Below are 11,898 nucleotides of genomic sequence, written 5' to 3' on the forward strand. Positions count from 1 at the left end.
ATTTCGCACCCCGCCTCAGCCCTTCACCCGGCGCATCGTCATGGCATGCCGGAACCGGTCCGACGGGTGGGTGTTGACGGTGACCTGGGCGACCTCCCCGTCGGAGGTGGTGTAGGTCCGTTGCATCTGCAGGGCCGCGGTTCCTGCGGCGACCTTGAGGCCCGCGGCCAGCTCGGGCGACGTGACGATCGCGGAGATCTCCTGGTGCACTTCGATGATGCTGACCCCGAACAGATCCTCGATCAGCGGGAAGATCGGGCCGGAGTGCCGTTGCAGCAGCCGGCCGACCCCGACGAAGCTGCGGTTGATGTAGTACTCGGTGCGGCATACCGGCGCGGTGTCGTCGTCGGCCCGGCGGTAGCCGCGCACCGCCAGCCACTGTTCGCCGAGGGGCAGTCCGGTCCGCTCGGCCAACTCGCCGTCGATCGTGACCATGGCATTGGACTCGATGGTGAACTGTGCGCCGCTGGCGAATGCCAGCAGGTCATTGATCGAGACCACATCCTGGGCATAGGTATTCGCCGCAGCTCGCGGTGCCACGGTGGTTCCGGCCCGCGGTCGTGAGGTGACCAGGTTGTCATCGCGCAACCGACGCAGTGCTTCGCGCACGGTGTAGCGGCTCACCTCGAAACGCTCGCAGAGTTCGTGCTCGGTGGGCAGTTGCGAGCCCACCGGGTAGAGCCCCTCGACGATCTCCTTGCGTAGGGTGCGCGCCACCTGGAGGTAGCGGTGGTCGGCCGGTGTGACTGTCATGTTCTCGTTCAGGCCCGGCGCAGCGCCAGCACGCTGCCGTCGCCGTCGCCCGAGATGTAGAGCGTCCCATCGGTTCCCGCGGTGATCCCGGCGAACGGGCCCTGCGGACCGGAGAACGGGGGCATGCCCTTCAGCGGCTTGGGGGTCACTCCCGGCGGCGGCCCGACCGGCAACCCGGAGGCCAGGACGGAGCGGACCGCTGTGTCCAGGTCGTAGCTGATGAGCTCCTTGCTGCCGGAGTCGACGATGTAGAGGGCGCCGTCGCGCACGAGAATGCCGTGTGGCGTGTGCAATCCGTCGACCAGTGGGGCGACACCCCCGCCGCTCACGCGGACCACCGCGCCGGCCACCGATACCAGCGGTGCGCCGTCGGGTCCGACCACCACGCCCACCGGGGTGTCGAGGCCCGAAGCCAGCACATCGACGGAACCGTCGCGCACCGACAGCAGTCGTCCCGCGCCCTGCTCGACCACCAACACAGACCCGTCGGGTGCCAGGGCCACCCCGTAGGGTTGGTCGATGCCGCCGGCGAGAACCTGGCTCACCTCGTCCTCGGCGCCACCTGGACGGAAACGTGCCACGGTGTCGGCGGCGGTGGTGACGATGAATTCTCCTGGGCCCGAGGCGATCACCCCGCGCAGGAAGCCGGGATACCCCGGCGAGAAGAGCATTGCAACGGTCTGCAGGCCGCCGTCCGGGCCGACCCGGTAGAAGTAGGTGCCGTCGGCGACGTACAACGCGCCGTCGGCGCCCACGGTCAGATCCAGCGGCCAGTTCAGGCCGCCGGGCAGGAGCGACTGGGTGCCGCCGCCGTTACCCAGGATCTCGGTGATCTCACCGGTGAAATTGGAGACGAACAACCGGTCGCCGACGAAGGTGCAGTTGTCCAGGCCGGGGGTCAGCTGAGCCAGCAGTGTCTGCTCACCGTTGCGCGGGTCGATCCGCAGCACCTGGCCGCTGGCCACCTGGGTGGAGACGATGTAGCCGTCGGCGTCGAACTTGACCGAGTCCGGTACCCCGAGCCCGCCGGCCACCACCTGAGGGGCGACCGGGCCTTTTTGGTCAGGGTCGATCCGCCAGATCTCGTTGGCAGCCATCACCGGGAAGTAGAGCAGCCCGTCGGGGCCGACCTCCATGGCATTGGGGGAGGGCACGTTCTCCAACAGGATGCGCGGGGCGCCACCGGCGAGGTCGAATTCCATGAGCCGCCCGCCCTCGCGGCATTCGCCGACGAACAGCCGACCCTGGTCAAACGTGATGCCGTTGGCCGAGGGGATGTCGTCGCGGAGCACGCGGGTGCGGCCGTCGACACTGCGCACGCTGACCCGGCCGTCCATCACCTCGGTGGCATACAGGTTGCCGTCGGCGTCGAACGCGACGTCGTCCGGCGCGACGATGTCGCCCCCCTTGGCGCTGATGGCTTCCAGTCGCCCGGTCGTCAGGTCGAGGGCGCTGATCTGGCTGCCGGTCACCTGTGCGATGTAGATCCGCCCGTCCGCGCCGGTGCGCAGGCCGTTCGCGCCGAAAAGCCGGCTGGACCCGGTGACCTGCTCCAGCGCCCAACTCCCGGCGACCGTGGGGTTTGCGGTGTACCTGGCGTCGGATACCGATAGGGCGCTCATGACCTCGGACGTTAGCAAGTTCACGTAGTCCAGACAATAGCGGTCTGAATGTTCAGATCTCCCCTTGACGGTGCATAAGTGCTGGGGAATAGTGTTCTCCAATATGGAGATCATAATATTTTGTCCGGACAAATAGGTCGATAGGGGTTGCGCATGGAGAGCTCCCTGAGCCTGGACGGCCGGGTCGTGGTGGTGTCGGGCGCCGGAGGTGGCGGCATCGGTACCACCGTCACGCGGATGGCGGCCGAGGCCGGGGCCACGGTCGTGGCGGTGAGCCGGTCGCAGGACAACCTCGACACGCACATTGCACCGTTGGCCGACAAGGGCCTGAACGTGGTGACGGTGGCGGCCGACGCGTCGACGGATGAGGGCATCGCGACTGTGCTCGACGCGGCGCGGGCCGCCGAGGGCGTGCTGTACGGACTCGTCAACGTCGCCGGCGGCGCGGCCCCGTCGACCTGGATGCCGGCCACCCGGGTGTCGCGGGCGGACTGGCGCGAGCTGTTTGCCGCGAATCTCGAAACCATGTTCTTCATGAGCCAGGCGGTGGCCTCGGAGATCCGCGCGCAGGGCAATCCGGGCTCGATCGTGTCGGTCTCCTCGATCAGCGGAATGAACACCGCGCCGTATCACGTCGCCTACGGCACCGCGAAGGCCGCGATTGTCGCGGCCACCAGAACCATGGCGGTCGAACTGGCGGATGCCGGCATCCGGGTCAATGCCGTCGCCCCCGGGGTGACCGAAACCGCCGCCTCGGCAACCTATGTCGACGCTGACCCCGAGCGTGACCAGCGGGCGATCGCGATGGGCCGGCGTGGCACGCCCGAGGAACAGGCCGGTGCCATCCTCTTTCTGCTCTCCGACCTGTCGAGCTACATCACCGGCCAGACCATCCTGGTCGACGGCGGACTCAACCTCCGCTGGACCCATCTCGGCGGTGACAACACCTCGTTGTTCCTCAAGGACGAGACCTTCCGCGCGGCCATCAGGAGGCATGAGTGACCGAAGAATTGACCGGCGAGCTTTCTTCCCCCATGACCATCGGGGTCGACGCCTACATCTCACCGGAATACGCCCGCAACGAGCGGGATCGGCTGTGGCGCAAGGTGTGGCAGCAGGTGGGCCGCATCGAGGACCTGCCGGAGGTGGGCAGCTACCTCACCTACGACATCCTCGACGATTCGATCCTGGTGGTACGCACTGCCGCCGGCTCAACGGCCGAATCCTTTGCCGCCCATCACAACGTGTGCATGCACCGCGGCCGGCGCCTGGTCGACACCCCGGCCGGCGCCAAGAGCGCCTGTGACCGGACCCGCAAATCGTTCATGTGCGGGTTCCATGGGTGGACCTACGATCTCCAGGGCGCCTGCACCCACATTCGGGAGCAGGACGACTGGCAGGGCACCTTGACCGCGGAGAACACTCATCTGGCCGGGGTCCGGGTCGACACCTGGGGCGGGTGGCTGTTCATCAACATGGACCCCGACTGTGAACCGTTGGCCGACTTCCTGTTTCCCGCCGCCAAGATCCTCGATCCGTTCGGCCTGGAGAACATGCGCTACAAGTGGCGCAAATGGTTGAAGTTCGACTGCAACTGGAAAGTCGCGATGGAGGCCTTCAACGAGACCTACCACGTGTTCACCACCCACCCCGAGTTCAACAAGTTCGGTGAGTTCAAGGGTTGGGCCAAGGCGCAGGGCAAGCACTCCAACATCGGCTACGACGCGCCGAAGGACATGGAGGAGACCAAGTCCAAGATCCGCCTCGGCACCGGTGATCCGCGCATCTCCACCGCCGAGATGCAGGTCTACACCATGGAAGAGACCAACGCGACCACCACGCAGACCTTGGTGAACGCCGCCAAGCGCCTCGTCGACGAGCTGCCCGAGGGCACGCCGGCCGACAAGGTGCTCGAGCACTGGCTGTCCTCGGCGCGAGCCGACGACGAGGCCCGCGGCGTGATCTGGCCGACCATCCCGCCCGATATTCTCGGGCAGAGCGGCACGGCGTGGCAGATCTTCCCGAACTTCCAGATCGGCCAGGGTCTGACCAGTGCCCTGTGCTACAGCGCCCGGCCTGACCCGAGCTACGACCCGGACAAGTGCATCTTCGAGGTGTCGGTGTTCGAGCTCTACCCCAAAGGTCAAGAGCCGCAGACTGAATGGGAATACACCCCGCCCGACAGTCCGAACTGGCGCTCGGTGCTGCCGCAGGACTTCTCGAACATGGCCGCCGTTCAGCAGGGCATGAAGTCGGCCGGTTTTCCGGGCACCAAACCGAATCCGTATCGCGAACGCAGCACCGTCAACCTGCACTACCAGCTTTCCAAGTACATGGGCACGGGAGAGCCCACCGACATCCAGTGATTTCGGTGCATTTAGCGGCGGTCAGCGCCGCCAGACGCACACAAATCGCCGACTAAGGAGCCGTAATGAAAGTCAATTTGGGTACCGGGGCGCAGAACTCCCACGACTGGGAGCGCGTACTCGCGGGTGACTTCAGCACCCCGCCGGCCACACCGGACTACGAGTGCGTGCAGGCAGCGCTGGCACTGGGCGACCTCGCCGAGCCGCTCGGCTTCGACGGGATCTGGTTCCCCGAGCATCACGGCACGCCATACGGCATGACGCCCAACCCGATTCAGGCTCTGACCTATTTCGCCGGACGGACCGAGCGGGTCAGCCTGGGTACCTTCGTGGCGGTCGTGCCGTGGTGGAACCCGATCCGGTTGGCCACCCAGATCGCCTACCTCGACATCGTGTCCAAGGGCCGCTACACCACGATCGGCCTGGGCCGCGGGGTGTCCAAGGGTGAGTTCGCCGCCGTCGGCGTGCCGCGCGAGGAGAGCCGCGACCGCTTCAACGAGACGCTGGACATCCTCAAGCTGGCCTTCTCCGGCGAGCGGTTCTCCTACGAGGGCAAGATCTTCAGCTTCCCCGAGATGTCGCTGCGCCCCGAGCCCATCAGCACCGACCTGTTCGACCGGATCTACAGTTCGTCCTCGACCGCGGAGTCTCTGGAGATCCTGTCCCGACGCGGCATGGTGCCGCTGTTCGTCGGGAACAAGCCGATCACCGATGCCGGCGAGGAGGTGCGCAAGGTCAACACGTTCCGCGCCGAGGAGGGCCTGGGGCCGTGTCAGCCCAAGAACGTGATGTTCATGTACTGCGTGGGCTCCGAGGACGAGGTAGCGCAGACCGAGGAGTGGATCTGGACCGCCAACCGGGATGTCAACGTGCACTACGGCTTTGCCGACGCGTCGAACTTCCAGGGTGTCAAGGGATATGAGGCCTACGCTGCCCGCGAAGCCAGTGCCACCGCGGTGCTGGCCTCGGAGGTCGGCAACCAGAAGAAGGGCGGCCCGCCCGGATACCACGCCTCCAACCTGCTGATCGGCACGCCCGAGACGGTGTTCACCAAGCTCAAGGCCGCGCAGGAGGCCTGCTCGTTCAGTGAGGTCACCATCGTCCCGCAGTTCGGCACCATGCCGTACGAGAAGGCGATGGAGTCCACCAAGCTGTTCGCCGCCGAGGTGCTGCCCGCGGTGCACGACATGCCCGCCCCGCTGCACGCCGCCGCGCTTCCGGAGAAGGCCAACGTATGAGTGAGGGCGGTTGCGGTCCCACCGACACCCCGGCAGATTTCGACATCGACGCGATCCGGGAAAAATACGCCGCCGAGCGGGCCAAGCGGCTGCGGCCCGAGGGCGCCGACCAGTACCAGGAACTGGATGGTGAGTTCGCCGAGTTCTTCGAGGTCGACCCGTACACCACAGTGACCGAACGGGATCCGATCGTCGAAGACGCCGACGTCGTCATCCTCGGCGGTGGCTTCGCGGGCCTGCTGGCCGGGGCGTATCTGAAGAAGGCCGGCGTCGAGGGCATCCGCGTCATCGAGATGGCGGGTGACTTCGGCGGGGTGTGGTACTGGAACCGCTTCCCGGGCATCCAATGCGACAACGACGCCTACTGCTACGTCCCACTGCTCGAAGAACTCGACTTCATGCCGAGCAAGAAATTCGCCGACGGCGCCGAGATCTTCCAGCACTGCCGCAACATCGGCAAGCATTTCGGCCTGTACGACGGTGCCCTGTTCTCCACTCAGGTGCGTGAACTGCGGTGGGACGACGCGATTCAGCGCTGGCACATCAGCACCAACCGAGGCGATGAGATCCGGGCCCGGTTCGTCGTCATGGCGCAGGGCTCCTACAACGTCCCGAAGCTGCCCGGAATCCCTGGCATCAACGACTACCGGGCTTCTGGTGGCCACGTGTTCCACTCCGCGCGTTGGGATTACGACTACACCGGCGGAGATGCCGACGGTGGCCTGGACAAGCTGGCCGACAAGCGCGTCGCCCTCGTCGGCACCGGCGCGACGGGCATCCAGTTGGTGCCGCACCTCGGCCGTGATGCCAAGGAGCTGTTCGTCTTCCAGCGGACTCCGTCGTCGGTCGACGCGCGCACCAACCCGGCCACCGATCCGGCCTGGGCCGCGTCGCTGCAGCCGGGTTGGCAGGAGGAGCGCAAGCGCAACTTCCACAACTGGTCGCCGTTTGTCGGTGTGGTGTTCGGTGAGCCAGACCTGGTGTGTGACTTCTGGACCGAGCTCGGACGCAACCTGACCGCCCGGATCGCGGCCAGCGAGGACCCGGCGTCGGTGACCATCGAGCAGATCATGGCGTTCCGGGAAGAAGAAGACTTCAAGATCATGGAGCGGCTGCGCCGCCTGGTCGGCGACATCGTGGAGGATCCCGCGACTGCCGAGGCATTGAAGCCGTACTACCGCTTCATGTGTAAGCGGCCGACGTCCAGTGAGCACTATCTGGCCACGTTCAACCGCCCCAATGTGACCCTCGTCGACGTGTCGGCATCCAAGGGGGTCGAGCGGCTCACCGAGAAGGGGATCGTCGCCGACGGCGTCGAATACGAGGTCGACTGTGTGATCTTCGCGAGCGGTTTCGAGATCTCCACCGAGATCAGCCGCCGGTTCGCGATCGACCGGATCGTGGGACGCGACGGACTGTCGCTGTTCGACCACTGGCAGAACGACTACAAGACCCTGCACGGAATGACCAGTCGCGGATTCCCCAACCAGTTCTTCATGGGCTTCATCCAGGGCGGCGTATCGGCCAACACCACGGCGATGTTCGAACAGCAGGCCAAGCACATCGCCTACCTCATCGCCGAGGCGCAGAACCGGGGTGCCACCACGGTCGAGCCCAGTCAGGAGGGCCAGGACGCCTGGGTCGCGACGGTCCGCGAACTGGCGATCGACAACTCGGCGTTCGAATTGTCCTGCACGCCCGGCTACTACAACAACGAGGGTCGCGGTGGCGCGGAACGCAACGGCGCGTTCCTGGGTGATTTCTATTCGCCCGGGTTCTACGCCTTCGACGAGCTGATCGCGCAGTGGCGGGACAAGGGTGATCTCGACGGATTGGAGCTCACCACATGACGGTGACCACTGCACTTGATACCCGGGATATCAAGCCCCGCATCGGAACCGAGATCCGTGCCGACAAGGCGACGCTGCTCTCGGGCGAGTATGCCGGACAGATCCGGGAACTGCTCGAGCAGCGTGGGGTGCTGGTGTTCCCGCAGATCGGGTTCAGCGACGACGAACAGATCGCATTCACCGAAACCCTCGGCACGTTCGCGCCCGAGCATCAGGGCGAGAAGCTCTACAAGGTCTCACTCGACACCGAGGTGAACAAGCAGGCCGATTATCTCAAGGGCTCGCTGTACTGGCACATCGACGGCACGATGAACGAGGTGCCGATCCTGGCCTCGCTGCTGCAGAGCGTGGCGCTGGGTAACCCCGAGGAAGGGGACACCGAGTTCTGCAACACCTACGCCGCCTACGACGACCTGTCCGATGACGACAAGGCCGATATCGAGGGGCTGCGGGTCATGCACTCGGCGTGGAACACGTTGTTCTACTACGACCCCGAACCCAGTGCGAAGGCGCTGCGGCGCATGATGGCGATCGGTGATCGCGAGCTGCCGTTGGTGTGGACGCATCAGTCCGGCCGCAAATCGCTGGTACTGGGTGCCACCGCGCGCCACATCGTCGACGCCGACGGCCCGATCGACTTCCGCAAGAGCATCGAACTGCTGGTGCGGCTGCGAGATTGGGCGACACAGCCCGATTTCACCTATCGGCACAAGTGGACCGTCGGCGACTTGGTGATCTGGGACAACACCGGAACCATGCACCGGGCCACGCCGTACGACCCGGCGTCGGGCCGGCTGTTGCAGCGCACCAAACTCGAGGGCGAGGAGCCCTTCGCTTGAGCACTCTCAGATTCGACGATCGTGTCGCCATCATCACCGGCGGTGGCCGGGGGTTGGGCCGTGAATATGCTCTGCTGCTGGCATCGCGGGGCGCGAAGGTGGTCGTCAACGATCCGGGTGGCAGTCTCGCCGGCGACGGCGCTGATTCCGCGCCCGCACAAGATGTCGTCGACGAAATCACCTCGGCGGGTGGGGAAGCCATCGCCGTCACCGATTCGGTGGCCACTGCCGAGGGCGGTCGGGCCATCATCGACACGGCCGTCGAGCGCTTCGGCCGCGTTGACATCCTGATCCACAACGCCGGTACGGTGCGCCGCGGCTCGCTCAAGGAGATGAGCTACGACGATTTCGAGGCGGTGCTCGACGTGCATCTGCGTGGCGCTTTTCACGTTGTGCGCCCCGCATTTCCACTCATGTGCGAGGCCGGCTACGGCCGGGTGGTGCTGACCTCCTCGATCGGCGGGTTGTACGGCAACCACGAGGTGGCCAACTATGCCGCGGCCAAGGCCGGGATCCTGGGGCTGTGCAACGTGGTGGCGCTGGAGGGTGCCGCCGAAGGTGTCGCGTGCAATGCCATCGTGCCGGGCGCGGTGACCCGGATGGCCGAGGGTCTGGACACCTCGGCCTACCCGCCGATGGGCGCGGATCTGGTGGCACCGGCGGTGGGCTGGCTGGCCCACGAATCCTGTTCGGTCACAGGTGAATTTTTTGTGGCGATCGCCGGAAGGCTGGCCCGTGCGGTCGTCGCCGAATCTTCCGGGATGTACCAACCGTCATGGACCGTGGAGGAGGTCGGCGAGCAGATCGACCGCATCCGCGACGTCAGCGAGCCGGTGATCTTCCCGGTCGTCCCCGACGGGCATTCCGAACACATCCGCTACAGTTTTGGCCGGGCAGCGCAGGGGGTCACATCATGACAACCGGTCCACTGCACGGGGTTCGGGTCATCGACCTCACCGCGATGGTGATGGGGCCGTACTGCACGCAGATCATGGCCGACATGGGCGCCGACGTCGTCAAGGTCGAGACACCGGCGGGCGACAACACCCGCTACATCTCGGTCGGTCCCGCTCCCGGCATGAGCGGGGTGTTCGTCAACGTGAACCGCGGCAAGCGCAGCGTGGTACTGGATCTGCGATCGGAACAGGGCAAAGCAGACCTGCGTGCGTTGATCGCCGACGCCGACGTGTTCATCCATTCGATGCGGGCCAAGGCCATCGCCAAACTCGGGTTCGGTTACGACGACGTGGCGGCCATCAACCCGGGCATCGTCTACACCAACTGCTATGGCTATGGCCGGCGCGGCCCGGACGCCGACCGCCCCGCCTACGACGACACGATCCAGGCTGAGTGCGGATTGCCTGCCGTGCAACAGCAATTGACCGGTGAGGCCTCCTATGTGGGCACCATCATGGCCGACAAGGTGGCCGGGCTGACCGCCCTCTACGCGACCACGATGGCGCTGTTCCACCGGGAGCGCACCGGCGAGGGCCAGGAGGTCGAGGTCAGCATGTTCGAGACCATGGCCTCCTTCATGCTGGTCGAACATGCCAACGGCGCCATGTTCGACCCCCCGCTGGGGCCTGCGGTGTACCCGCGGGCGGTCACCCCGAACCGCAGGCCGTATGAGACCAAGGACGGTCACATCGCGGCGTTGATCTACAACGACAAGCACTGGAACGCGTTCATCGATCGGGTGCAACCCAGCTGGAACAGCCCCGAATACGCCACTTTGGAGCAACGGGCCCGCCAGATCGACACCGTCTACGGCCTGCTGGCCCAGACGTTGAAGGATCGCACCACCGCGGAGTGGCTGGACCTATTCGCCGAGTTGGAGATTCCGGCGGCTCCCATGCTCACCCCCGATGAGCTCTTCGACAATGAGCATCTCAACGCGGTCGGTTTGTTCGAGACGGTGGACACCCCGCACGGCCGGGTGCGGATGCCGGGTGTGCCGACCTGGTTCTCCCGCACCCCCGGCCATATCGCCGGATATGCACCGGAACTGGGAGCCGACACCGATGCGGTACTTGCTGAGCTCGGCCCGCGATAGACGCGATAGAAAGGCCAGGAGTGGATTTCGATTTTGGTGAGGCGGCCGACACGCTGCGAGGTGAGCTGCGTGCGCTGATCGCCGATCAGGTGCCCGCCGACTTTCTCGGCGCGTTCACCGATGACCCCGCCGATCTGGCGGTGGCCCAGCAGTTCTGCCGGACCCTGGCGCAGCAGCACCTGCTGTGCAAGGCGTGGCCGGAGGAGTTCGGCGGCGGCGACGCCTCGGTGTGGGAGCAGACCGTGGTGCGCGAGGAGATGTGGGCGCACCACGAGCCACGTGGTGCGCAGTACATGGGCGTCAACTGGGTGGGTCCGATCATCATGCGGCACGGCACCGAGGAGCAGCAGCGTAAGCACCTGCCGCCGATCGCCAACGGCGAAGTGATCTGGTGTCAGGGCTTTTCCGAGCCGGAGGCCGGCTCCGACCTGGCCTCGCTCCGCACGTTCGCCCGCCGGGAGGAAGACGGCTGGCGGGTCAACGGCCAGAAGATCTGGACCTCGTACGCCACCATGGCGCAGTGGATCTTCCTGTTGGCCCGCACCTCCAAAGGTGAGAAAAAGCAGCAGGGTATGACCATCTTCCTGGTGCCGATGGATTCGCCGGGCATCACGGTGCGCCCGATCCGCACCATGATGGGCCCGCACCATCTCAACGAGGTGTTCTTCGACGACCTCAAGGTGACCGAGGCCGATGTGCTCGGCACCGTGGACCAGGGCTGGTCGATGGTGCAGGACGTGGTGTCGTTCGAGCGCGTCGGCATCGCCCGCTACGCGCGCTGCGAGCGGCTGCTGCAGTCTGCCCCCGAGGTGCTCGGCGACAAGTGGGAACAGCTGCCCGCTGAGCTGCGTGGCCGGTGGACCCGGATGCTCACGCACTGCCGCCGGGCTCGGCTGATGGCCTACCGGGTGGTGTCGATGCAGGCGACCGGCCGGGTGAATCCCGGTGACTCCGCGGCCTATCGGATCGCGGTGACGCGGCTGGATCAGGAGAGTGCCGAGGTGCTGATGGAGATTGCCGCTGCCCTGCCTCGTGGGGGAAGCCCGGAGTCCGAGTACTTCCGCGCCGAGGTGGAAGACCACTGGCGGTACTCGCAGGCGTCCACGGTGTCCTCGGGCAGCATCGAGATGCAGCGCATCCTGCTGTCCCGCACCATGCTGGCCGGAAAGGCGTGACG

At 66.0% G+C, this 11,898-nt stretch carries 10 protein-coding genes; 8 read left to right on the forward strand and 2 right to left on the reverse strand.

The genetic code is table 11. The features are described 5' to 3' along the window. Window positions 1–15: 15 nt before the first annotated feature. Together G6N44_RS22465 and G6N44_RS22470 are read right to left on the reverse strand one after the other, a co-directional pair. Window positions 16–753 (reverse strand): GntR family transcriptional regulator, encoded by a 738-nt coding sequence (locus G6N44_RS22465; RefSeq protein WP_163667842.1) that lies wholly within the window; start codon window positions 751–753, stop codon window positions 16–18. Between the two features lie 8 nt (window positions 754–761). After that, entirely contained in the window at window positions 762–2,375 is a 1,614-nt protein-coding gene (locus G6N44_RS22470) for an SMP-30/gluconolactonase/LRE family protein (protein ID WP_163667844.1), read from the reverse strand. 153 nt (window positions 2,376–2,528) lie between these two features. Between G6N44_RS22470 and G6N44_RS22475 the strand changes: the two genes are divergently transcribed. The 8 genes from G6N44_RS22475 to G6N44_RS22510 all read left to right on the forward strand — a co-directional run bounded on the left by G6N44_RS22475 (window position 2,529) and on the right by G6N44_RS22510 (window position 11,896). Continuing rightward, the gene (locus tag G6N44_RS22475) at window positions 2,529–3,377 is read left to right on the forward strand and encodes an SDR family NAD(P)-dependent oxidoreductase (protein WP_163667846.1); all 849 of its coding nucleotides are present in this window, start codon (window positions 2,529–2,531) and stop codon (window positions 3,375–3,377) included. 32 nt (window positions 3,378–3,409) lie between these two features. Next, entirely contained in the window at window positions 3,410–4,741 is a 1,332-nt protein-coding gene (locus G6N44_RS22480; protein WP_163670259.1) for an aromatic ring-hydroxylating oxygenase subunit alpha, read from the forward strand. Between the two features lie 65 nt (window positions 4,742–4,806). Continuing rightward, the gene (locus G6N44_RS22485) at window positions 4,807–5,979 is read left to right on the forward strand and encodes an LLM class flavin-dependent oxidoreductase (RefSeq protein ID WP_163667848.1); all 1,173 of its coding nucleotides are present in this window, start codon (window positions 4,807–4,809) and stop codon (window positions 5,977–5,979) included. Beyond that, complete coding sequence (locus tag G6N44_RS22490) at window positions 5,976–7,829, forward strand: flavin-containing monooxygenase (protein ID WP_163667850.1); 1,854 nt, start codon at window positions 5,976–5,978, stop codon at window positions 7,827–7,829. Before G6N44_RS22485 ends, G6N44_RS22490 begins: the two co-directional genes overlap by 4 nt. Next, window positions 7,826–8,668 (forward strand): TauD/TfdA dioxygenase family protein, encoded by an 843-nt coding sequence (locus tag G6N44_RS22495; RefSeq protein WP_163667852.1) that lies wholly within the window; start codon window positions 7,826–7,828, stop codon window positions 8,666–8,668. Before G6N44_RS22490 ends, G6N44_RS22495 begins: the two co-directional genes overlap by 4 nt. Further along, complete coding sequence (locus G6N44_RS22500) at window positions 8,665–9,585, forward strand: SDR family NAD(P)-dependent oxidoreductase (RefSeq protein ID WP_163667854.1); 921 nt, start codon at window positions 8,665–8,667, stop codon at window positions 9,583–9,585. The genes G6N44_RS22495 and G6N44_RS22500 overlap by 4 nt, the downstream gene beginning before the upstream one ends. Further along, window positions 9,582–10,721 (forward strand): CaiB/BaiF CoA transferase family protein, encoded by a 1,140-nt coding sequence (locus tag G6N44_RS22505; RefSeq protein ID WP_163667857.1) that lies wholly within the window; start codon window positions 9,582–9,584, stop codon window positions 10,719–10,721. The genes G6N44_RS22500 and G6N44_RS22505 overlap by 4 nt, the downstream gene beginning before the upstream one ends. 20 nt (window positions 10,722–10,741) lie before the next feature. Beyond that, complete coding sequence (locus G6N44_RS22510; protein ID WP_163667859.1) at window positions 10,742–11,896, forward strand: acyl-CoA dehydrogenase family protein; 1,155 nt, start codon at window positions 10,742–10,744, stop codon at window positions 11,894–11,896. The last annotated feature ends 2 nt before the right edge of the window (window positions 11,897–11,898 follow it).

Origin of the sequence: Mycolicibacterium alvei, from assembly GCF_010727325.1 — a bacterium.
In the GTDB taxonomy this organism is placed as follows: Bacteria; Actinomycetota; Actinomycetes; order Mycobacteriales; family Mycobacteriaceae; genus Mycobacterium; species Mycobacterium alvei.

Coding starts and splice junctions, on each gene's coding strand:
- G6N44_RS22465 (WP_163667842.1), bottom strand. CDS start 753: ATGACAGTCACACCGGCCGACCACCGCTACCTCCAGGTGGCGCGCACC.
- G6N44_RS22470 (WP_163667844.1), bottom strand. CDS start 2,375: ATGAGCGCCCTATCGGTATCCGACGCCAGGTACACCGCAAACCCCACG.
- G6N44_RS22475 (WP_163667846.1), top strand. CDS start 2,529: ATGGAGAGCTCCCTGAGCCTGGACGGCCGGGTCGTGGTGGTGTCGGGC.
- G6N44_RS22480 (WP_163670259.1), top strand. CDS start 3,410: ATGACCATCGGGGTCGACGCCTACATCTCACCGGAATACGCCCGCAAC.
- G6N44_RS22485 (WP_163667848.1), top strand. CDS start 4,807: ATGAAAGTCAATTTGGGTACCGGGGCGCAGAACTCCCACGACTGGGAG.
- G6N44_RS22490 (WP_163667850.1), top strand. CDS start 5,976: ATGAGTGAGGGCGGTTGCGGTCCCACCGACACCCCGGCAGATTTCGAC.
- G6N44_RS22495 (WP_163667852.1), top strand. CDS start 7,826: ATGACGGTGACCACTGCACTTGATACCCGGGATATCAAGCCCCGCATC.
- G6N44_RS22505 (WP_163667857.1), top strand. CDS start 9,582: ATGACAACCGGTCCACTGCACGGGGTTCGGGTCATCGACCTCACCGCG.